Source organism: Paenibacillus sp. 8b26, assembly GCF_050626875.1.
GTDB lineage: Bacteria > Bacillota > Bacilli > Paenibacillales > Paenibacillaceae > Paenibacillus.
In genome coordinates, this window is record NZ_CP192445.1 from 2,038,567 (window position 1) to 2,062,324 (window position 23,758).

The 23,758-nt window shown below is 48.9% G+C and carries 18 protein-coding genes; 1 reads left to right on the plus strand and 17 read right to left on the minus strand.

The window, feature by feature from the left end; all coding sequences use genetic code 11:
- The first annotated feature begins 78 nt into the window (after positions 1-78).
- On the plus strand, positions 79-867 hold the full coding sequence (locus ACQ4MX_RS09170) for a formate/nitrite transporter family protein (RefSeq protein WP_013308962.1): 789 nt from the start codon (positions 79-81) through the stop codon (positions 865-867).
- A 106-nt stretch (positions 868-973) separates the two neighbouring features.
- Here ACQ4MX_RS09170 and ACQ4MX_RS09175 read toward each other — a convergent pair whose 3' ends face one another.
- The 17 genes from ACQ4MX_RS09175 to ACQ4MX_RS09255 all read right to left on the minus strand — a co-directional run bounded on the left by ACQ4MX_RS09175 (position 974) and on the right by ACQ4MX_RS09255 (position 23,700).
- Complete coding sequence (locus ACQ4MX_RS09175; protein WP_014279995.1) at positions 974-1,219, minus strand: HPr family phosphocarrier protein; 246 nt, start codon at positions 1,217-1,219, stop codon at positions 974-976.
- A gap of 90 nt (positions 1,220-1,309) precedes the next feature.
- Positions 1,310-2,182, minus strand: coding sequence for a DL-endopeptidase inhibitor IseA family protein (locus ACQ4MX_RS09180; RefSeq protein WP_431091288.1), 873 nt, complete (start codon positions 2,180-2,182; stop codon positions 1,310-1,312).
- A gap of 123 nt (positions 2,183-2,305) precedes the next feature.
- Positions 2,306-2,539, minus strand: a complete 234-nt coding sequence (locus ACQ4MX_RS09185) for a hypothetical protein (RefSeq protein ID WP_431090236.1) — start codon at positions 2,537-2,539, stop codon at positions 2,306-2,308.
- 177 nt (positions 2,540-2,716) lie between these two features.
- The gene (locus ACQ4MX_RS09190; RefSeq protein WP_431090237.1) at positions 2,717-4,582 is read right to left on the minus strand and encodes a rhamnogalacturonan lyase; all 1,866 of its coding nucleotides are present in this window, start codon (positions 4,580-4,582) and stop codon (positions 2,717-2,719) included.
- Positions 4,583-4,739: 157 nt separating this feature from the next.
- Positions 4,740-5,297, minus strand: coding sequence for an SLOG family protein (locus ACQ4MX_RS09195; protein WP_431091289.1), 558 nt, complete (start codon positions 5,295-5,297; stop codon positions 4,740-4,742).
- A 362-nt stretch (positions 5,298-5,659) separates the two neighbouring features.
- Positions 5,660-5,998 carry an iron-sulfur cluster biosynthesis family protein gene (locus ACQ4MX_RS09200; protein WP_431090238.1) on the minus strand — a complete coding sequence of 113 codons (339 nt, stop codon included), beginning with the start codon at positions 5,996-5,998 and terminating at the stop codon, positions 5,660-5,662.
- Positions 5,999-6,281: 283 nt separating this feature from the next.
- Entirely contained in the window at positions 6,282-7,799 is a 1,518-nt protein-coding gene (locus ACQ4MX_RS09205; RefSeq protein WP_431090239.1) for a glycoside hydrolase family 30 protein, read from the minus strand.
- A gap of 129 nt (positions 7,800-7,928) precedes the next feature.
- Positions 7,929-10,658, minus strand: a complete 2,730-nt coding sequence (locus ACQ4MX_RS09210; protein WP_431090241.1) for a glycoside hydrolase family 3 C-terminal domain-containing protein — start codon at positions 10,656-10,658, stop codon at positions 7,929-7,931.
- Between the two features lie 516 nt (positions 10,659-11,174).
- A complete protein-coding gene (locus tag ACQ4MX_RS09215) occupies positions 11,175-12,158 on the minus strand; it encodes a Gfo/Idh/MocA family protein (protein WP_431090242.1) in 984 nt (327 codons plus the stop codon).
- 177 nt (positions 12,159-12,335) lie between these two features.
- Positions 12,336-17,306: a DUF4132 domain-containing protein gene (locus ACQ4MX_RS09220; protein WP_431090243.1), complete on the minus strand. Its 4,971-nt coding sequence runs from the start codon at positions 17,304-17,306 to the stop codon at positions 12,336-12,338.
- A gap of 15 nt (positions 17,307-17,321) precedes the next feature.
- Positions 17,322-17,741, minus strand: coding sequence for a hypothetical protein (locus ACQ4MX_RS09225; protein WP_431090244.1), 420 nt, complete (start codon positions 17,739-17,741; stop codon positions 17,322-17,324).
- A 348-nt stretch (positions 17,742-18,089) separates the two neighbouring features.
- Entirely contained in the window at positions 18,090-18,947 is an 858-nt protein-coding gene (locus ACQ4MX_RS09230; protein ID WP_431090245.1) for a MetQ/NlpA family ABC transporter substrate-binding protein, read from the minus strand.
- 379 nt (positions 18,948-19,326) lie between these two features.
- Positions 19,327-19,998, minus strand: a complete 672-nt coding sequence (locus ACQ4MX_RS09235) for a methionine ABC transporter permease (protein ID WP_014279981.1) — start codon at positions 19,996-19,998, stop codon at positions 19,327-19,329.
- Positions 19,991-20,716 (minus strand): methionine ABC transporter ATP-binding protein, encoded by a 726-nt coding sequence (locus tag ACQ4MX_RS09240; RefSeq protein ID WP_431091290.1) that lies wholly within the window; start codon positions 20,714-20,716, stop codon positions 19,991-19,993. The genes ACQ4MX_RS09235 and ACQ4MX_RS09240 overlap by 8 nt, the downstream gene beginning before the upstream one ends.
- 137 nt (positions 20,717-20,853) lie before the next feature.
- A complete protein-coding gene (locus ACQ4MX_RS09245; protein ID WP_431090246.1) occupies positions 20,854-21,645 on the minus strand; it encodes an energy-coupling factor transporter transmembrane component T family protein in 792 nt (263 codons plus the stop codon).
- The gene (locus tag ACQ4MX_RS09250; RefSeq protein WP_431090247.1) at positions 21,620-23,104 is read right to left on the minus strand and encodes an ABC transporter ATP-binding protein; all 1,485 of its coding nucleotides are present in this window, start codon (positions 23,102-23,104) and stop codon (positions 21,620-21,622) included. The genes ACQ4MX_RS09245 and ACQ4MX_RS09250 overlap by 26 nt, the downstream gene beginning before the upstream one ends.
- Positions 23,104-23,700: an ECF transporter S component gene (locus ACQ4MX_RS09255; RefSeq protein WP_431090248.1), complete on the minus strand. Its 597-nt coding sequence runs from the start codon at positions 23,698-23,700 to the stop codon at positions 23,104-23,106. The genes ACQ4MX_RS09250 and ACQ4MX_RS09255 overlap by 1 nt, the downstream gene beginning before the upstream one ends.
- Positions 23,701-23,758 lie beyond the last annotated feature (58 nt).

Consider the following 23,758-nt stretch of genomic DNA (forward strand, 5'->3'; position numbering starts at 1 on the left):
CTGACTGGGCAATGTTTAGGGAAAAATAAGGTCTGTTTAAAGACTTACATCTGTGAAAATAGGAGGTTGTCGTTGGAAATGGAGACGGAGGGCTTACGCAATGTCGAACAGCTAGCCATGAAGAAGTACAAAATTTACAAACAAAGCCTGCTCCGGTATTTGGCGCGTTCCATGCTGGCGAGTATGTTCATCGGGTTCGGTGTTATTGTAGCGTTCAAGACGGGCAACTTTTTTTACATGGAGCATTCTCCATTCACTTATCCCATGGCGGCGCTAACGTTCGGGGCGGCTATCATTCTGATCGCATACGGCGGCGGGGATTTGTTTACAGGCAACACCTTTTATTACACCTATGCTGCGCTCCGTAAAAAGCTGCGCTGGGGACAGGTGCTTCGGCTGTGGGCTGCCAGCTATGGCGGTAATTTGCTGGGTGCGGGGGTATTCGCGCTCCTTATTTACTTAACCGGGCTGTTTGACTCCTCCAGCGTGAACAGCTTTCTACTGAACGTAGTGGAGCATAAAATGGAAGCGCCTGCAATGCAGCTGTTCTTCCGGGCTATTTTATGTAACTGGCTGGTCTGCCTTGCCTTCTTCGTGCCCATGTTCATGAAGGAAAATGGCGCCAAAATGTTTGCCATGATGCTGTTCGTGTTCTGCTTTTTCATTTCGGGATATGAGCATAGCGTGGCTAATATGTGTACTTTCGCCATTGCCCTCGTACTGGACCATCCGGGTACAGTCTCTGTCGCTGGTGTGATCCATAATCTCGTTCCGGTTACGCTCGGGAATCTGGTTGGCGGTGTGCTGCTGATGGGAGTCATGTACTATTCGGTGAATCTCCCGTTTTTGGACGAGGAGGAGCATTAAAAAAAGAAGCCGTGGGATTTAAGTATTCCACGGCTTCTTTGCGTTATTTTGAATTAGAACATTTTTAATTTAGAGTATGCAGCGTCTACAGGTGTTTACTTGTCTGTTATCCTTCTTGAGCAGGAAAATGAATAAATTCCTCCAGCTCCTTGAACAGTTTTTTGGGATTGACGGTGTCGGGCACCACCAGAGTCAGCGGTTCATCCAGCTTTAGCACATACATGCCCAAAATGGATTTGGCATCTGCCATGCCGCTTTTGCCATGGATCCAAATGTCATAGGTATAATTCGAAACGATTTGATTGATTTTTTCAATATCCTTAACGTCTTTTACCTTGATGGGTGTCATCATTGCGCAGCACTCCCCTGCCTTGAATTGGGACTTACGAAACAAGTCTTAACTTCACTTTACCCCATATGAAGCATGTTGCAAAATCTTAATTTAGAAAATGATATGCGGTGCGGAGCTGATTTTCCAGTAGCTGCCGACCTTTTCAAAATTTACGGTGATTTTCTCGTTCGCCTGCTTGGTTCCTGCCGGATAAGGCACGGTCAGCAGATAGCTGCGCTTAACCGGGGTCATAGTCACCATTTTCGCTGTAGCCCGGTTGAACTCCAGCAGGTTACCACCATCTGCGTCCAGCTGAGCCAGTTTTCCGTTAATTTCAACGAAAAATTTCCCAACAAATTGCTCACTGGCCTGCTTGGTGTAGGCCTGCGTCAGATAGCTGGTCAGCTTGGTCTTTGTGCCGATGTCCTCGGACAGGTAGCGGTAGCTTTTGCCGTTCCACTGGAACGATTCGCCCACCGTGCTGCCACCGCTGATCGCGTACAGATAACGTGACTGCGCCTCCAGCACGAGCGGAATGGCGCTCTCGTGATTCAACTTGTCCAGCTGCGTTGGTTTCACGCTGGTAGCGGCAGCTGCTGCTGGCCCCGAAGTGGACGGCGGCTGTGGCTTGGACGGCTTCGCAGTCGACGGTGCGGACGGAGCAGCCGCTGGCGCTACCGACGCGGATGGACGCGGTGCTGGTGCAGACGGAGCTGCTGGTGTAGCGGCTTTGGCGGAATCCGCAACTGTGGCCGGGGCCGATGCTGCTGGAACCGACGGCGCTTGTGCCGGGGCTGGCGTCGTAACAGACGCAGATGCTGCTGGTGCTGGCACCTTGGCTGGGGCGGATGCTGCCGGACTGGCAATGCCCGGTTGCGTCGCTTCCGCTGGAGCGGTCACGGCGGGCGCGGCGGCTGCGGCCTGTGCTACGCTCATAAGCGTAGCTGCGATGCACAGCGCGGATAGCTTCGTATTTATTTTCATACCTGTTTTCATCATTCGATGCACCTCCATAATCATATACCTGCATAAACTGCACACGTTTCTATTATAAGAATCCCGCACCACAATTGGGTTGCTAAATTGTTTCTATTTGGCTTTATTTGTTCATTCTACACGAAGTTTGTCCGTATTTGCCGGGTGCGTTTCTTCTGACTGCTTCACTCGCTTTGCCTCCACCTCTTCCAGGGATTGTGACAGTTGCTTAACAGACCGGTCAAGCTGCTCCAATCTGCGGCTAAGGGTGACAAGGATATATTTTAACAGAATCAGACTTAATGCAGCAGGGAATCCGACATTGGTTACGAGCGCAATCATACCTTCCGTCGTTAGAGAAGTCACATATCCCGCCTCCTTTTTCATGCGTAGATTTCACTGATAAGAACTAATGTTCCCATTTTTATGAAAATCATACGTTGTCTTCTTTGTTGGCATGACAAAAAGAGCTCCGATCAACCCGGAACCCTTTCCGTTTTTGTTCATTCGCGTTTCATTTCGACCTGCAAATTGACCTGCAAATCAAGGGGTGTATATATTCGGCTGCGCGGGCTTGGACATCTCTTCTCCCAGATAAAACCCAGTGTGTGGAGGCTGGTTATAGGCCACGTTCTGCCACGCTACACTCAGGCGATACAACGGATCATGCATAAGTGTATAAAAACGATACTCTGACTCATATGGTGTTGTGTAGATACGCAGCGCCGAATTGTCGCTTTTGCGCCAAATCACTTCCTCGCGCCAGTCTCCGAACAGATCGGCCTGCAAGGACGGAGTTCCTTTCGTTCCGTTATTGGAGCTGGTGCCCGTCGCCGTAAGCAAATTGGAAGTGGTTGAGTTGGTATAGTTCCACTTGTCAATTTTGCCAGCACTCGACGAGGTATGGTCCAGCAGCTCACGCAGCAAATCGCCATCCCACCAGATTCCAAAATTAATGGAAGACGGTAGCGTATTCGTAATAAGCTCTCCTTTGGCAGAACGTACGCCGATGCCCGGTGCCCATTGTTCGTTGCCCTTGGTACGCGGGTCAATGTCTGCCGACATACCTCTTCCGGTATCCTTGCCTGTATTTACGCCCCATAAAATGTTTCCATTACGTGGGTCATACATGGCAGCGCCGTAGGTCGCGTTTTTGTCCTCGTTTACCTTAAACACTTCATAGCCTGAACGATCCGGGTCCAGATCCCCAACATGAAGCGCATCACCGTGTCCCATGCCCGTATTAGTTAGCTTGGTCCCGTTATCGTCCACCACCAGCGAGCCGTACACGATCTCATCCTTATCGTCTCCATCCACATCCACCACACTCAAGCTATGGTTGCCCTGTCCAGCGGTTCCGGCATTGGTGGAGCTATTGCTATCAAAGGTCCAGCGTCGATTCAAGTTACCATTACGCCAATCGTACGCGACCAGAACCGTCCGGGTGTAATAACCCCGTGCCATCACAATGCTGGGCCGCACGCCATCCAGATAAGCAACCCCGGCGAGAAAACGATCCACCCGGTTGCCATAATTATCTCCCCAGCTAGATACTGTTCCCCGTGGCGGCACATAGTCAATCGTGCTAAGTGCTTTGCCCGTATCGCCCGAGAACACGGTCAAAAATTCAGGCCCGTCCAAAATATAACCACTGGTGTTGCGATAATCAACCGAGGCGTTGCCAATGGTCACCCCTGTGCCATCTTTAGTGCCGTCTGCTGTTTTGCATACGATTTCTGCTTTGCCGTCTCCGTCAAAATCATAGACGAGAAATTGCGTGTAGTGCGCTCCAGCCCGAATGTTCCGGCCCAGGTCGATTCGCCATTTGCGTGTTCCATCCAGCTTGTAGCCGTCCAAAAATACATTTCCCGTGTAGCCGGATTGTGAATTGTCCTTGGCATTGGAAGGGTCCCATTTTAACACAATCTCATACTCGCCATCCCCATCCAGGTCACCTACACTGGCGTCATTGGCATTGTACGTGTAGCTGACATTATCCGGGGTTGTACCACCCGCAGGCTGCTGGATGGGAACATCCAGATAGTTGTTGCTCCATACCTTTACCGCAGGAGAAGCAGCCTGTTCTGTTCCATTCACCACGGCACGAACCGTGTACGAAGAGGAAGTCGTACCTGCCTTGTCCAGAAAGTTGGTTTTCGACGTAATCGGCGCATCATTGGCCTTGCTTGTCCCTCTATACAGATTGAAGCTGACCGAATCCGCTTCTGTGCCCAGCAAGCGCCAGCTCACCAATACACCCTCCGGCACCTTGACCGCGACAGCTCCCCGGTTCAGCTTTTCCATTTGCCTCGTAGAAGCAGCAGAGACCTGGCTATCCATCGGGGTGACTGTTCCACACAAAATGACACCGAGACAGAGCAACGCGGTATACCGAAATCTTTTTTTCATCTGAATCCTTAACTCCTTTCATAATTTGTTTTTTCAATAAATTTATTTTATCTGACTGATAAATTATTGTTGTTTAAATTTTATGATAGCGCTTACATAAAAGTAAAGGGACGAACACGCCCTTTTTGTTCAAAAATCCGGGTAAATGTTTTAAAAATCAGAGGTCCATGAATAGTCGTTCTTCATCCGCTATGCTTTGGATATCCTCAGAGCTAATGCTGATATATTGATAGCCTTCTGCCTGTTGTTTTTTTAATGCCAGCTCTTTCATAAAACGTGGGCTGCCCTCCCCGGCATCCTCGTCATAAACGAGCAATAAACCATCGGTTTTGCGGAAAAGCAGTTCATCCCGTGCCTTGAGTTGCCATATTCCCTGATAAGGCTGGCGGCTGACGACTCCCACATAGTCAACTCCCTTACAGATCTGCTGAAAATACTCCTTTTTATCCTCTTTCCACTTTTCCTCCATATTTTGATAAGCCACCATAATGGAGCATTTCAAGTGAGGATATTGCTGCTTCAGTGAAATTGCCACTTCACAGGCCCACAGATCCACCCCGTACTGACCAGGGGTAATAATCCACTCCAGTCCTTCTTCAATCAGGGGAATGAGCCTGCCTGTGATCGCCTTTTTAATATATGGAATGCCTTCGTACTTTTGGTTGAAAATATTCAATTCATGAGCGCGGTAGCCCGAAACGAGCAAGTTTTTCATCATCTCAACGTCCTTCTCGAATGATCATAATGGTTATTGTACCACTTACAAGGAGGCCACTACATAACTTAGTTCTTTGGAGAGCTAAGTGAATACGTCCAAAAAGACGAACTTCGATCCATGTTTGGTGGATGAGGTTCGTCTTTTGGGATTCGCTACTGGTTTCGTGTTCATGCTTCTTTATGAATAATGCGTTTGGTAAATTTGTTCTCCTGATATTTTTGAAATTGGGCAAGATTATTCTTTCCCATTAAAATCACTCCATGTTTGGGTATTATTACTAATTTATTAAAAACGGATTTCGTACTCGCCATAGTCGTCTCCGTTTACATTACATACTTCCCCTAGCCACCCAGTACTCTTCAAGTAGACGATTTTACACGCACATCTTTAATTCTAATGTTGCTGCTGAATAGGCCCGCATCGCTGCTCAATTTAAACGACGGATAATTAGGGTCTGCCTCAAGCCTCATTCTACTGTCGAATTGCTGCTCCTGCTGCCGATCTACAAAAAAAGAATAGGGCTCGGACTGAATGACTATATCGGTAGCATCGGGCGCAGTGACCACCAAGATGACAATTACGCCGTTACATCCACAGCCCTCTGTGTCATAAAACAACTTAAATACTCCCGGTCGTGCTAAAAGTGCGCTTGCTAATCGTTCAACTGACAAGGGGTCCAACTGTAATTGTATTTCCATGAGGCTATTCTTCTCCTTTATACATGAATGCTTGGAAGCGTTGATTCCAAAAGGGCGAAATTTAAACGACGTATATATATACATTATAGTTAAGCTTTTCAATGTACTTGTGTGACTGCACTCACTTTTTGAACGATTGAGTGATGGTCGGCCGAACCATTTCAGAACAACACTAAAATTTTATCTTTTCGCGGCTTGAACTTTGAAACACACAAAAAAGAGCACCCATCCGGATAGGCTAAGCGCTCTAAATCTACTGTAAGCATTCAGAAGAATGGCCTTTTTATGAAGCCGAAGAGTTCCATTGATAGGTAGCTGCCGATTTGGCAGGAAGCTTGCAGGTAAAAACTTTGCTTCCCTGCCGAACCTTGAAAGTCCGCTCGTCCGCTCCCGTATTAGCAGCAATCAGGATAAGGGTACCGTCGGGGTTACGGTAGGCGACCGTTTCAATACTTCCGCTGTACTGCGTGGAATCAATACGTACCGCACCCGGGCGAACAAATTTGCTGGCATGTCCAATCGCATAGTATTCCACATTTTTTGTAATGGCACCGCTCAACGGATCAATGGTAACCACACCGCGACAGTTGGTACAGCCACCATTTGTCGGACCGCCGGATGGATCAAGCGCCACGTTCCAGAACAGGACATTTTGCGACCAGTTGCGAGGTGCGCCGATGATCAGCTTGGACATATCCCAGCTCAAATTATCTCCAAAATCCGGACTCCACTGCCCCCCGCTGCATTCTGTCATGTAAACGGCCTTATTCGGAAAGGCATTATGCACGTCTGTCATCGCTGTGGGCTCTCCTTTGTAGCAGTGAAAGGCCGTGCCATGCGTATAGCTTCGGGCTTGCTCATCTCCCATCACCATGCGGGCATAGTCACTCCCGGTATCCCAGTTATGGTCAAAAGCAATAATCTGGGTAGACAATTTGTTCCGACTTAAGGCAGGACCCAGATATTGCTTAATAAAATTTGCCTGCTCGGCTGCCCCCATACTCATGCTGGGATACTTGGACGTGGTGAACTCCGGCTCATTTTGAATGGAAATCGCCTGAATCGGAATGCCTTCGTTCGCATAAGCCCGAATATAACGTACAAAATAGTCAGCATACGCGGAATAGACGCGCGGATCGTTATAGTCCAAATACCAGCCATTGTAGGTCTGCTCCCCATATTTCATCCAAGGCGGCGCAGTCCACGGGGTTCCCATAATCCGAAGGTCAGAATTTCTTCGTACGATCTGCTTTAGCACATCCGTCACGTCCCGATCCTTGGCAATGGAAAAGTGGTTCAGATCATAGTCCTTGCCTGATGCCACATCGTCATAGGTATAGCTGCTGGGCTGTCCCTGTTCATCCACCGAATAATCGGATGCCCCGATGGTGTGGCGAATATAGCTCAATTGAATACCGCTCGCGGTAAACAAATCGTTGAGTAACTGGTCACGCTGATCTGGAGACATGCCGTGAATCATCAGATAAGCGGACGAGCCGGATACCGCTGCGCCGAACCCCTCCATCGTCTGGTAACGAATATCCGGCTTCACCTCAACCGTCAGTACGTTCGAGTTCGCTGTGTTGCCTTTAGCATTATCGTTACTCCAATGTATCGGAGCTTGCTGGGTCAAGCGATTCGCCGGGTCCGGTGACGTCAGCCACATGCTGACGTCACTTTCTGCTTTCAGCTCAGGGTTATTCCGTATAGCAATACTGACCAGAATAGCACAGACCAAAATCGCAGTTGCAGCTACGAGCATCCACATGTTGGAACGTCGTTGCTTTTGGGGTTTCTTCATCGTCCTCAGCCTTCCTTCTATTTCAGCTTTCACTTGGAATCCCCCTTGCATACCTAGCGCAAAAAGAGAGCCGGTGCATATGCCCGCGCCTCTCTTGAATATAACCATTTTAAAACAAATGTAACAGGGTTACTTCGCTGTCTTTCCTGTAGATGCTGCCGGAATGGTAACACTTCCTGTCAGACGGATATCCTGAGAGGAGCTACCTGCATAAATGGGTACTTCACCCGATGGCATAACCCATGTTTTGGATTTCTCGTCCCAGTAGGAGAAGGCTTTCGGGTCCAGCTCCACGCGGATATTTTTCTCTTGGCCCGGCTTCAGCTCGACCTTGGACCAGCCTGCCAATTGCCGCGATGGAGTTTCTACATTCGTCGGAAGCTTACCGCTGTACACCTGTACAACCTCTGCTCCAGCTACTTTTCCGGTATTTTTCAATTTCAGCGAGACCTCGACGGAATTCGTACGATTGGATTTCTTTCCGCTTGTATGCTGTTTTGTTTTCAGATCGCTATAGCCAAACGTCGTATAGGATAAGCCGTATCCGAAGGAAAATGCGGGTTGAATTCCCGATTTCTCATATCCCCGGTAGCCTACAAAAATGCCATCCGAATAGTCACCTATTCCGTTCACACCCGGGAATTTTTCCGGTGAGGATACCGGCGTGGACTGCTCGTTAACCGGGAAGGTTACGGGCAGCTTGCCGGAAGGATTCACATCCCCGAACAGAACGCGTGCTATGGCATTCCCCTGCTCTTGACCAGCAAACCATGCTTGTACGATAGCGGGAACTTTATTCTGCCAAGTGTCCATTTGTACAGCTCTGCCGCTCATTTGCACAACAATGGTTTTCGGGTTCGCTGCGGCAACCGCACGGATCAGCCGATCCTGATTGTTCGGCAGTTCCATATCGGAACGCTCAACATAACCTTCGCTCTCATAAGTACGTGTGACGATAATCGCAACATCCGACTTTTTCGCCAGCTTCACCGCATTGTCAATCAGCTTGTCTGACGTATCTGCCGGAGGCTCCCAGCCCAAACGAACCATACCGCCGGAATCACGGCCGGTTACCGGATAATCGGCACGGTATTCGATCCGCACCTTGTGCTTTTCACCTGCTTTGAGCGAGATGTTTTTCTTCGTGGTACCCAGCTTCGTGCCCTGATTATCCACAAATAGCTTGTCATCGAGATATAGCTTGCTTGATCCCAAACTGGTTAAGGACAACGCATAGTCGCCATCCTTGGGTGCTGCAATTGCGCCTGTCCAGCGCGCCGATATCAAGCCGTTCAGTGTCGTGGGCGTATTCGGAATTTTAGGGGACTTCGCATTAAGGCCCTGATAATTATAAAATCCAAGATTCATGTTGACCTGACCATCATTACGCACAAGAACCGGACTGCCCTCCATTTTGTTGTTCTTCCAGTATTCGCCCCGCAGTCCCTGCTCGTCATCTCCATAAGTGGCATACCCAACGCTGATATCCTCTTTTTTGTCGGATGTGGTCAGCAATGAGGAGGGTACAGCCGATGGGCCCGGCATAATGTCTCCCGCAGAAATCGGGTCCGTACCCGGTGCATATTGGACGGTAACCCCTTTGCCGACACGATTGCGGATTCCCTCTAACGGACTTACAGTATACGTTGGGTTCACCAACGAACTGCCTCCGCCTGCTACAGTGCCATTATCTGCATCGGGACCGATAACAGCAATGGATTTGAGCTTATCCTTGGAAATTGGCAAAGTATTATTTTTATTTTGCAGCAGCACCATGCTCTCCTCAGCCAATTGGCGGGCTGTCTTGCCATGGTCACGGGCATCAATCTGCTTATTTTTAACCGGATGATCAAACAACCCTTTACTGAACATTTGCACCAGAATACGCCCAGCCTTATCATCAACTGTTTTCTCACTTACCTTGCCGTTCTTGACAGCAGTCAGCAGTTGATCTCCCCATTTGCCAAAAGGTGTCCCCGGTGTTTCCAAATCCAATCCGCTATTTGCTGATTCGACTGTACTCAGGTTCGCACCGTAATCACTCATCACAAAGCCTTTGAATTGCAGCTCCTTCTTCAAGATGTCCGTCAAAAGCGTTTTGTTCTCACAAGCAGACTCGCCGTTGACCTTGTTAAAGGAGCACATGGCCCCTCCCAAATCAGCCTTGGCGATAGCTTCCTGAAACGGGCGCATGTAAATTTCATGCAACGCACGGTCACTGACCTTGACGTTCGTCGTGAAGCGCTCCGTTTCCTGATTATTCATAAGATAATGCTTGGCTGTGGCCAACACAGGATGGCTTTGTACACCTTTGACATAAGCGGTCGCCATTTGCGATTGCAGCAGCGGGTCCTCACCCATAGATTCAAAGTTCCGCGATCCCCATGGAATGCGGGCAATATCCATTCCCGGTCCAAGCATCACATTATGAGTTGTATTAAAAGCCTCGTCTCCGATCAGATCACCATACTGTTTGGCAGCTTGAGTATCCCACGTTGCAGCCAACGCAATTGGAGCAGGCAGCGCAGTCGATTGCTTGTCCTGTACCTCCGGATTGGCGATACGCACACCCGCAGGGCCGTCTGCCATCGTTAACGCCGGGATACCCAAACGCTCAATCGGATCATTGTAGAATCCATAATAATTGTTGACCTTGCCAGTCACCAAATCTATTTTTTCTTCTAGCGTCATTTCCTTCAACAACAGCATCGTTCGTTCTTCAGCCGAAAGGGACGTATTCATCCAGGGCCGGTCTGTCCGGCTTCCTGCCGCTCCTGCAATATTCATCGGTCCGATCACAACAGCCGCAATGACGGTCATCATCATCATACGAAACAACCATGTTGATTTCACTTTCACGTTTGTAATTCCTCCTTGATGTTAGGTCATGAGATGAATGCCAATTCAACTCTCATAGGCTTGCAAAGGCTCTTGATCCTGTGAGCTCCGACAAGAATCAAAAGCCACAGGATAAGCAAGCAAGTCAGCAAAAGCCGCACTGGCTCAAGTGACATGTACAACACCCTACCGTACATCTCTGAAAATTTCATTGAAAAATTCTGGAAACCACTCCCTAGGACCATCATTTATTTTCATAGAAAGAGAGCGTTATCAATTCCGTTAACTGACGATATAATTACATTTTTGTCACTTTTATATGACTATTTTTTAACTAATTCAAATCACAAAAAATGATTCATATGACCCACTCATTCCAGTGCTCATATGAACATTTTTAATCTGCGACCAAAGTTGGGATTGAGCCAATTTATGGGGATTGCATTAATTCCAAACGGTGTACACAAAAAAGTCCAAATAGCTTCAAAAGCTCTCTGGACTTTAAGTGGTTTATTCTTTATTCAATTCATAATTCAATTACTCAAAAGGATACCGAAGCCCCCACTGTGCGCGAATCTGATCCATCAGCTTCATAATGCCCAGTGATTCATCCAAAGATATCGTGGAACTTTCGAATAAGCCTTCATTCAGGCAGCGCCCCACTTCTTCTGCTTCAAAGGCATACCCTGTGGAAGCACTGTCATCCTGAAAGGTTTGTGCATCTTCACCGTCCACATGTAAAGTAGCCGACGTGCTATTCAGGAAAGATGGAATGCGGATATATCCCTTTGTGCCATGGATATAAGCCTCATTCGTCAGTCCGAGACGAACTGCCCCGTTAAGCATAGCCGTGCGCCCGTTTCCGTAATCCAGCAGGATGGAGAACGTCTCGTCAACGCCCGTTTCCCCGATATGAGCGGTACTCCATACATGCTTGGGTTCAGGACCAAACACCATCGAAGCAAAAGAAACCGGATAAATTCCCGTATCTAATAAAGCACCTCCGCCCAAATCGGGGTTCAGTAGCCGTCCCTCGGGATTCCAATCTACGCGAAAACCAAACTCCGCTTTAACCAGCTTCACCTCACCAATTCGTCCCGCATGTATCCACTCCCGTACTTGGCGAATCGCAGGCAAAAAGCGTGTCCACATCGCTTCCATCAGGAATAGCTTATGTTCACGTGCAAAGCCGATCAGTTCCTCCAGTTCCCCACTATTCACGGTGAAAGGCTTCTCACACAGAACGGCTTTACCCGCCCGAAGAGCCGTCAGAACATTTTCTTTATGAAAAGGATGAGGAGTGCCTACGTATATAGCATCTACTTCAGGATCTTGAGCCAGTTCCTCGTAGCTTCCATAAGCGCGTGCAATTTGATGCTTGGCTGCAAATTCGGTAGCGCTTTCAATAGTGCGTGATCCAACAGCGTACCCTTCCCCGTTCGTAACATGCGCCAAATCCGCGGCGAATTGATCTGCAATCCATCCCGTGCCGACAATTCCCCATTTGATCTTCTTGCTCATACTCGTGTCCCTCCCTGCAATATGGCCAACGTTGACTTACAACCTCCTTTATTCTAGCAAACGCCTGCCAGGAACAAAAGAATTATCTGACGCAAATGATGAAGCCCCGCCACACGAATCTGCATGGACAGGGCTTCACGCTACTTCAAAATGAATCTCTATATCACAGCTTCTATCCTACGCCTGAAGCTGCGTAAGAATCTGCGGATCCTTGATTTTCTGATCCTCAGCCAGCAGTACAATTTTGGATAAAATCTCGGCTGTTCTTGGATCTTCATCCAGGAACGGCAGGAAGATGCGCCCACGATGCTGCGAATGCACCGGAATGATATGCAGCGCTCCCTTCGCCTGCTTGTAGACACCGCCGCTTCCCAAATGTACCGCATATTCACCAAGACTGCCGTCTACACGCGCATAATTCCCATCCAAATGTACATTACTGATTTTCAGCAAACGCAGCGATTCCTGCACAATAACGCTGCGCATTTCAATGGTCGTAAGACTGGCTTCCGGATCAACACCGCCCACATGGGCGACACTGACGACCAAATCTACATCCCGCATGACTTCCGAGAACAGCACTGGAGGAACTTCCTCCAACGGCACACTCTTATACGTTGTCCGATCAAAGAATTGCACCATCTCCAGTGTAGGAGCCTCGGTATCGGCTGGTGAGAACCAATCTGCCATCGCGTACAGGTTAGCAATCAGGTTTTCGGCATAATACACCTTCTGGAGTCCTTCCTCATAGCTGACCGTCCACTGGCGACCTTTCAGCAGGGCTACCGTTTTATTCGGCTGTACCTGATGTCCCGCATATCGACGGGAAACGGTGGCACTTGCACGTTCATCTGCATTCGGCAAATACAGCTCACGGAACACCTGTTTAAACGGCTGCCGAATCTGGCGGTCAAATAAATCCTTCTGGAAGTCGCTCCAACCACCACTTTCGTACAAATGGAGCGGATGAGCAATGATCAGCTTGTCCTCTTCACCTACGGGATACTGTTGACCCGAAGGATCGGCCAACCCTGATGTATCTTCATTGAAATATCCCAAGCGATCTCCAGCCTTGAAAACTAGCGTTCGCACCAACGGAGCAAGCACAGGGTTGCCTAATAATCCCGTTAATTCCTTTACCATAAAGGCCGTGCCGGACTCCATAGAGCGTTCCAATTCCTTGCGGGCTCTACGGTACTGATCCACCAGATCGCCTTTAAGCTCCTTCAACGCAGCAACATACTCATCCTTCTTGAAGCGAGCCGGGATAGATTTCAGCGTCTTCCCTTTGCTGACAATCTCAATATCTGCCGTTCCTTCTTCATCAATGACCAGTTGTATCGTTGTGGCCTCTTCCAAAGCATGTGGCTCAAAATAAGACCGAAGATCTTCCAGCTTACGGGCTTCCATGTCCCACACGAGCCGGGTTACATCATCATAGCCTGCATTACGTGCCAAATTCCCAAGCGCAATTCGTGAAACCAGAGCTTCACTGGCCTTACGCTGTGCTCCGAATTTTTTGCTCTGTTCCAGAAACTTCTGGATGAAGTCATAACGTTCCCGTACATCTGGTTCAGGAGGTTTGACAAGAGGAATCAGACTGTAGGTCAGCAAATGTTCCTTGTTCCGTTTGTCCTCCACCGACTTTTTCATTTCACTCAGTTTCAGCTTACCCAGCGTCGCATCCGCAAATAACTGGGATCGGCGATGATTGGCTCCGGCCGAAATATATTTGGCACAGTCGTACAGCAGATCAAAACGTTCCTCGCCCAACGTCTCATAGGCCTCATGAAACCAGTGAATATCGAAGGCTCCATCATTAAAATCCTGCGGAACAATCGGTGAATAATGAGCTACAATCGTTTCCTTCTCGGCGGAAAAACCTTCATTAATATGCGCATGGAAATACCATGCAGCACTGCGAAGACCTTCCCATCCAAGGTAGCCTGCTACAATTTCAATCCACTGTGGAGCATACATTGCCGCCTCCAGCAGACGTTTATCCGTAATTTTAGCGTTACTCAGCTTTTCCTTCAGCAAAGCAGAATCCTCGCCATCACGCGGATAACATGCCTTGAGCAAGTGGCTGAACGATTCTTTTTTGGTGATACGATCACCGTAGCCATACACATAACCACGCACGAACGTTTCCTTGTCGAGTCCATCCAGAATACGGAGGAAATAATCCATGCCTTCAATTCGGCTCAATCCCATCACTTTTGGCGTGGCCTCGGTAGGCAAATCACCTCGAACCAATTCAACCTCCAGCAGTCGGTCAATAACCGTACGCCGTATTTCCAAAAATTCCGGATTGCTGGCAATCCATGTATTGCGGGCATTCGTTAAGGAACTCATATGTCTTCTGCTATCACTGCCAGCCAACAGTTCCCGATACACTTCTCCTACACCGATCAGCCCTTTTTCATATGCTTTAAAATAATCCTCCAGATCCAACGGTGAATAAAAGTGATTTAATACACCTGCCAGTTCATTATAGTTAACAAAAGTATGGAAAAAACGTTTAAAGGACTCATCATCATATACACGCCCTTTCTCCAGCCCGATCCACGGGCTGGACAGCAGGTGCAGCATTCCCATGTCCTCAGCAGGTCGGTCCTTCGGCATAGATTGCATCAATGTATTCAACGAGAAATCAATGGTATCAAAGGTTTTATCACCGGGAGTGTCCAGGAAATAAGCATTAATCAGCGTGCTTACCTGATCGTTATACGTCAGCTCTGCTATCCATCGCTGCATCTCGTTAATTCGATCTAAAGGATACATTTGCTCAGCGAAATCTTTACGCCATCCTTCCAGCAGCTTGTGCTTGCTCAGTTCTGAATAGTCCATGTTATGATTGGAGAAATAACGGTAATAGCGGTCAAGTGTTTGATCCATAGACTCCAATCGGTCATATAAAACAAGCTCTAGCAGTTCACTGGCTTCCATGTCGCTCTCCTGCAAATAACGACTCCATTCCTCGTGAAGAGGATATAAAGACAGCATGGAAACTGCTTCCTCATTAGGCTGAGCCAACCGCACGGTACGAAAATTAGCGCCGATTAGCAGCGTTTCTTTGTAACCCGAATAATACTCAGCGGTATATTCTACATCACGATGCTGGTGGACAAGCTCATTCAGTCCGCTCAGGAATTGCTTCATCTTCTCCAGTGAACCCACAAAAACATCACTCAACCGGAAATCCCCCAGATCCGGCTGTTGCTCTAACCAAGCCTCCTTGGCAGCAGGCTCGTACAAGCCAAAGCCGTTTGTCTCCGTATAAGCATCCTCCTGCCCCAGCTTGGACAGAAGTTGTTCTTCCTTAGCCGTCGGTTGCTGGATAATATCTGCTAAAGGCTGGAGGGTTCCATACTGCTCGGCACGCTCGGGGTCTGCATAGATCTTCGTCAATATTTCAAGTCCGCCCAATCGCTGCAGCTCCGCCTTTGCCCGAAGCAACCGCTCCAATGAACTATTCAGAGACTTATCCGGCTGTACCAGCAGCACACCAATGACACTTTGCCGCAGGGAACCCGTCTTGAGCTTCAAGAGCCCCTCCATCTGCTGCATTTCTTCTTCCGCCAGCGTCAGATTGCGTGCCTTGGCAACAGCGAACTCGCGAATGCTCATACTTTTATCAGACAGACTGGCAAAAATAAAGTCGCGCTGTACTTTATTATCCGGGTTCTGCACAAAATGATTAAGCAGCTCGCCACGCAGATCAGGGCTAATCTGATCCTTCAAAGCTACGATTTCACCGATCCAGGTCGTGTCCATATCATAACTGGCGAGATACAGCATTTTTTGAATCGCTGCATCTGAACGGTGATAAACGTTTACAAAATCCAGTACCTTGGAGGGCTCGGTAGACTCGCCTTTTTTCATCTGTTCAAACAGAGCATGAAGTCGCTCAAAATCCTTACGCCGCTCTTCTTTATTTTCCAGTAATGGAGTACGCACCACTCTAACGATCCGATCGGCGACCGTCCCACCTTCTACCCATTCATAAAAATAATTACTTGTATAGTTCGTCAATACCCAATATTGAAGCTCCGGGTTCGTCTCATTCAGATATTCTCTGGCAATCCCCAGACGCACATCCTTGTTTTCACTGTTAGAGAGTACATAAAGCGCTACAATCTTCTGATAAGGTGCTCCCTGCTCCATGACTTGTCGAACCTGTCCATACAGATCACGTTCCTCATGTACTGCGGTAGCCCACAAGCTCATATATACCTCATTGGCATTCGCGCTAGTCAGCCATTCCTGACGCAGCCCGCTATTTGTCAATGCTTCATACGCCTGCTCGATCAGTTGGCGAACCACCCGCTGATTAGCAGACTCCAAGCCCATGCCTGTCCACACCGCAAGCGCCCGTACCACCGAGCTGTAACGAATGAAACCCTGGTCGATAATCACCTTCAACAGATATACAAGAGCCTCCGGGGTTCCTTCATCCATTTGTTCCACGATGCTTTGGCGCAATCCCTCCTGAAGCTTGGCAGCTGCCAAAAGCTCGCCGATCATATGGTAATTCTCCTCTTGATGGCTCAAGAGCATTCCTTTAATCATGGCACGCGTAAGAAGCGCAGTCTGGTTATCGCCATAAATAATACCCTTTAGCGACTCCAAGACCTGCGGATTACCGTTGTCCAACTCATAGGCTATCCAATCACTAATCGTCTCTTGAATCCGATAGTCATTCCCATGTTCATAATCCTTTTTCGTTAAATAATCTATAAGCGAGAAGCCGATCCAGTCCATTCGGATAAGCTGCACCATTCTTTTATAAATCCGCGAAGTATGGAATGTGATATCCGAGGTACGGAACGGTTTACGCTCATACCCTGTACTGTAAGGATATTCAGTCACATGCTCCGTTATATATGCAAACACATCCCCGGCCGTTGTTCCAATCAACTGACGCAGCACCTCTGCCAGTGGCTTGAACAGCGGCTCTCCGCTTGCTTCTGCCTGTACTTTTAATATGCGCTGGCATTCGTTAAAAGGCTCCTCATCCTCGCGTATGTAATGAATTCGACCCAGTTCCATAACATGTTGGGCCAATTCCTGTTGTTGTCCATCCAGTTGCGCCGCGCGCCCCTTCAGTTCGGTGAAATATTCCTGTTCATTTTTCTCCTGATGCATATTTCATTTCCCCCTCTACCATAGGCTTCCGGCCAGCATTGTGAACCGTATAAATACAATCTCGTCTCCATCCTCAAGCAACAAAGGGGCATCCGGCACAGTAGCTTCCTCATCACGTACAAAAACCCTGTACAAGCCGTCTTCAAAAGCCTGCATCGCCGTGTTTACCGCATCCTCCACATCAGGAACACCATCATTATAGACGGACCCGAATCCTACCTTGCCTGTCTCGCCCTGCGCCTGAACCTCCTGCCCTGTGAGGAACGGGATCAGTGCGACACTCTCCTGCTTTTCACGCAGTCTGCGGACATTCAGGGCGACGGTAGCAGTAATCAGCTCTCGCAAAGTTTCAGGGACAGGATTCAGCTCCATTTCCTGTTTTGCGAGTTCCGGCTTTCGTTTCCCCAAACTTTTTACAGTTACAGCCAGCTTCATGTCGTTCCCCTTCCTTCTTGCTCCCGCTTCTGACCCGTTGTCAGTTGAATTTTCCACCCATACAAAGACACCGTTAACGAAATCGAAAACGAATGTTTGTTCGTATATTTATTTTAATATGTTCCCAAGCAATACTCCATCGCCCTATATGACCAAAAATCACAGCCATATCACGCCCAGTAAACTTAAAAACTAAGACTTTTTACCCTGTTTTCGATAAAAAATATCCATATTAAGGATAGAAAAGAAAAAGACCTGCACAAGGAACTCCATCTGCTCATCACAGACTTCATTACCTTATACAGGCCGCAACTAATCATAAAACAACGTTTCAACACTCGTATTTATTTAAAATGCTGGGACAACGCTGTCCTTATAATTATCCTCGAAAAATTTACGAACCTCCGGACCAGTCATTCGCTTCGCCAGCTTTTGAATGGCATCCGAATCCGCATTATCCTTGCGCGCTACCAAATTAATAGCAAAGTGGGTATCGTCCTTTTCAGTAATTAGCGCGTCCTTCTTCGGTGTCAGGCCCAACGGCTTGGCATAAGCGGGATACATGGCAGCCATGTCCACATCATCCAGCGACCGCGCCAGCATTAACAGATCGACTTCTTTGAACACAAACTTTTTCTTATTTTCAATAATATCAGCCTGTGTGGCATTATAGCCTACACCTTCTTTAAGCTTGATCAGACCGTTTTGCTCCATCATCACGAGAGAACGTCCGGTATTGGCCGGGTCGTTAGCAATCGCAATCGTCGCACCTTCGGGCAGGTCTTTAATGTTCTTGTATTTTTTGGAGTACGCGCCATAGATGGCGTTGTAAATCGGTTTGACTGCTACCAGATCAGACTTGTTGCTTTCATTGTATTGTTGCATAAAAGGAGCATGCTGAAAGAAGTTTGCATCTACTTCATGGGCTGCCAATGCGTTATTGGGTTGAATATTGTCCGACAGCACGACGATTTCCAGATTGACGCCGTCCTGTTTGAGCAATGGTTTTACGATATCCAGCACATCCGTCATCGGCGGAATCAGCGTCGCCACTTTCAAAGTCACTTCTTTTTGAGAAGTCGCTTCTTTAGGCTGTGTTTCTTGTGCCGCCTGCTTTTGACCGCCGCATCCGGCAACCAGCAGCATGACGACAGCGAATAGTGTAAGTAATTTCAGGTTAGTTTTTATGTTGTTATTCCGACTCATTAGGTGAGAAACCTCCAAGTAAATTTGTGATTGGGAAGAGGAGAGTGAGTTACAGGGGAGCCGCTTCGCGTGCAGATTGTTCTTCCGATCGCTGTTACCCCCGGATTTTTTTCATTTAGTAAAACATTATAAGGTAAAAATCCGGGGGTAAAGGCGAACGCTATCGCTTCTTTAGAACAATTCTGCCCGCTACGCTTATGTGCCACTGTAAAGTCATTCTCATTTCCCATGGTGGGTGGTGCAAGTGTATTGCCTACGATCTATCGGTACTGAGGGATTACATCCTCAGTTTACCTTCCTTGCCGCTGGCTGCTGTTACTTTTGAGCAAATAGGGCGTCGATAGAGCATCCGTCTTAACGTAGCAGGCTATAGCATATACTATCGCTTGTCGATCCGGCGGGATATGGTGCTTCCGGTGAACTGGATCGTTTGCACGAAAATAATCATGACGACGATGGTGAACGCCATCAATCCGGTTTCAAAACGTTGATAACCGTAGCGGATGGCGAAATCACCCACGCCGCCGCCGCCCACAATGCCCATCACCGTAGAGTAAGAGATGAAGCTGATGGTCGACGTGGTCAACCCCAGTACAAGCCCGGAACGGGCTTCCACATACAAAAATTTAAAAATAAGCTGGAGGGTAGACGCTCCCATAGAAGTAGCAGCTTCGATTACACCCTTTGGCACATCCAGCAGTGACTGCTCCACCAGCCTTGAATAGTAGGCAATGGCTACCACTGACATGGGAACCGTAGCCGCCATCGTACCCAGTGCCGTACCCACGACGAGACGTGTAAATGGAATCATAAACACGACCAGCAGCAAGAACGGGAACGAGCGAATCACATTGACCAGACTGTTTAGTATGGTGAACACCAGCCGATTTTCATATTTTTGCCCCTTGCCGCACAAATACAAAATTGTTCCTGCCGGAAGCCCCAAAAGTACGGCTGCTGCGATGGAAAAGCCCACCATGATGAACGTCTCTCCGATGGCCTTCCATATCTCGGACTGATACTGCGCAATGATGCTCAGCGTTTCATTCATGAGCTTCACCTGCTTTCGCTGTTGAATTGACCGCCGGGTCAGCCACCAGCTGTGTTGAAAGCAAATGTCCATCCCGCATCTCCGAAACGCGGCTACAAATGCTCCGCACCACGTCCATATCGTGCGTTACGATCACAATCGTAACCCCCAGCTCACGGTTGATCTCCTGCAACACGCCTAGAATATCCGCCGTTGTCTGCGGATCAAGCGCCGAGGTCGGCTCATCACAAAGCAGCACCGCAGGTCGATTCGCCAGCGCTCTGGCAATCGCCACACGTTGCTTCTGGCCTCCGCTCAACTGTGCTGGATACTGCTCCGCCTTGTCAGCCAAGCCGACGAATTGCAGGCATTCGCGCACGCGTACCGCTCTCTCTTTTTTCGGTACGCCTGCCAGCTCCAGCGGCATTGCCACATTGCCACTAACCGTACGGTTGTGGACGAGATGATAATGCTGAAAAATCATCCCGATGGATCGCCGCGCTTCACGAAGACGTTTTTCCGGTATGCGGGCCAGCTCGTCTCCATTTACAACCACATTTCCCTCATCCGGCTGTTCCAATACATTCATCAACCGGAGCAATGTAGACTTGCCAGCACCGCTGGTGCCTATGATACCGTGGATCTCCCCTTCCTCCACATGAAGGGACACGGATTGAACCGCATGAAATTGGCCGCTTGAGGTCGTATAATGCTTGCTTACCTGATGCAGCGTAATCATGAACCTGGCCTCCTGATGATCCATTTCTCGGGAATATGTAATAAAGCCCGCCAGACCACGCGGGTCTGTGCGAGCCGTCATTTCCCATTGCATTAATATACCACAGGGCAGAAACCCGGCAAAGCCTTTGGCAACTATTAGCGTACATCCCATGTCCCCACATAAGGGAACTGGATACCAAGTCCCCAAGCCAGTGTAATCATCACCACAAAATAACAAATAAACACGATATCTACAGCCGAATGACGGATCTCATAATAATACGTGCGCTTGGTCTCATTGGCAAAACCCTTGGCTTCCATGGCAATAGCAATTCGCTGGGCGCGCCGTATGCTTTGAGCCAGCAGCGGAATCGCATATCTGCGGAGCGTAGCATACATATTCCATTTGGACACATGCTGATGTACACCCCGAATGCGGTGGGCATGTCTCAACGTTTGGAATTCCTCCAGCATCATCGGCATCATCCGCATCGCCGCCAAAAAGCTGTACGCATATTTCGGAGGAAGCCTCCATTGCTGCATCAGCGAATAAAACAGGTTCACCGGGCGTGTCGTCAAACCAAATAATAATCCTGCCGCCGCCATACTCAGTGCACGAAATCCAAGATGCATTCCCCGATAAAAGCTTTCCTGCGTGATATGGATCAGGCCCCATGTCCACCAGGTCGTCACCCCTTTGCCGAACATCATCATGCCTGTGGAGGTTGAAATAAACACCAGTATAAAGGGAGAACCATACAGCAGCAGTCGCTTCCACGGATGGCCTGACCAGACGAGCAACAGCAGCATAGCGCACGCTACATTGAACATCACGTTCGGATTGTGAATCAGAATGACGACCACGAACAACAAGGAAAACATAACAAGCTTTAATCCCGGATTAACCCGGTGAAGCCATGTTTCATGATGGGGAAAAGACAGGTTCATGCCGCAGTTCCCCCTTCTGTATCCGCCATATATCCGTGCAATATCGACGGGCAATTTCCGGGTCATGCGTGACCATCACAATCACCGTGCCCGCCACTCTAAGCTGTTCCAGCATGTCCAGCATGACAAAGGTATTACGCGCATCCTGCCCAAAGGTCGGCTCATCCAGCAGCAGCACCGCTGGCTCACGGATAATGGCTGTGGCAATGCTCAGCCGCCTTTTTTGCCCCAACGAAAGCTGATACGGATGACGTTCATCCAGCCGTTCCAGCCCAAACTGTACGAGCATTCGATCCACTCGCTCCCGGCGCTGTTCAGCCGTAAACAAGTTCTCCGGCAGCGAATACTCCAGTTCCTTTCGAACGGTGTGCGCTACGAATTGCAGTTCCGGATTTTGAAACACGAACGCGATACGCTCTGCCAGTTGTTCCGTACCGCCAGCCTCTATTCCGTCCACGTTGTAACTTCCCTGCGTTCGGATTAAGCACATCATGGAGAGCAGCAGCGAGCTTTTACCAGCCCCATTTTCACCGACCACACCAATCCAGTCCCCCGGCTTCACCTGCGCTTGCTCTACATAAATGACTGAGTTCGAACCCCGAAGGCCGCTGAAATGCTCCAGCTCCAGTATAGGAGTACCCGCTGCCAAGATGAACGCCCCGCAGTCATTCCCCACTCCATGCTCCTGTGCCCCTTGTTCACTCCAACGTGGTGAGGATGCCTCATCCCATACGCCCGGATACCAGACACCATAATCAGACAACGCCTGCCGATGCTTATGAAATACCTCCTCCGCAGTCCCGTCCGCCATGATTTCCCCTTGAGCAGAAAGCACCACAATCCGGTCCACATCATGGACAATTTCATTAATTTTATGCTCCACAATCACTAGCGTCTGATCTGCCGAAATGTGGCGAATCGTATCCCACACCTGTGCGGTTCCTTCTTCATCCAGCAAAGCCGTCGGCTCATCCAGAAAAAGCACCTCCGGCTCCATCGCCAGCACAGACGCAATCGCCAGCCGTTGCTTCATGCCCTGAGACATGCTGCCAATCGGCATATGTATTTCATCCGTTGAAAGACCTACCTGCGTCAGCAGCTCGCGGATACGAGAAGGCATTTGCTCCCGGGGAACCTTATTATTTTCCAATACAAAAGCCAGTTCCTCGTCCGCATACGACATACAAAACTGCGTATCCGGATCTTGAAATACGACACCCGCACGCGCCGGAATGACAGCAGCATCACATTTCATCGGCACTTCTATCGTGCGTGGAATCAGACCGCTCAGCACCTGGAGCAGCGTTGATTTTCCACATCCACTCGGTCCAAGCAGCAGCAGCTTTTCCCCCTTGCGGACGGATACAGACATATTGTGGAAAATCAGTTCCTGCTCACCGGGAAATTTCAAACGAAGACGAGTGACCGACGCCACTACATCTTCGGCTACCCAACTCATTAGTCCAGCCCCTTATAGTCCTGTTCCGTTGCGGGTCTCAAGGTACGTGTCACCCCGGTGACTTCCAGCGCCTTAGCCAGATAGAACGCGAACACCCCGGCAATCACAATACTACCAATCATGCGGAATCCGACATACAAAACATAGTTCCAGGTCGAAAGCTGATCAATATACCCGTAACTGAAGTCTAAAATCAGGGAGGCTATAGCCGATCCAACCGCGGCCAGGGAAGTGACCCACAGATTGGCGTTCCGGTACAGAAAAACCGCAAAAAACAGCTCTGCTCCCAATCCTTGCAGCAAGCCATAGTACAAGGTAGACATCCCCCATTCACTTCCCAAAAAAGCACTGACCGTTGCCGCTGCCACCTCTGCCAAAATCGCAACTCCCGGCTTGCGGATAATAAGGTATGCGAATGTGCCCGCCATAAACCACATGCCATACACCAATTGCTCGGCGTTCAGCCCAAGCGGTTTCACCAGATCATACGCAGGCCCCCATATTTTATAGACCAACCCAAACACGACGGCGATCACAATCGTGACCAAAATATCCGTCAGCTTCAATCCTTTAGACGCTTTTACAGCAGTATTCATTATGATGTGCTCCCCTTTTCCCTTAAAATGGGCCTCGTGGCCATGAAAAAAAGCCTGT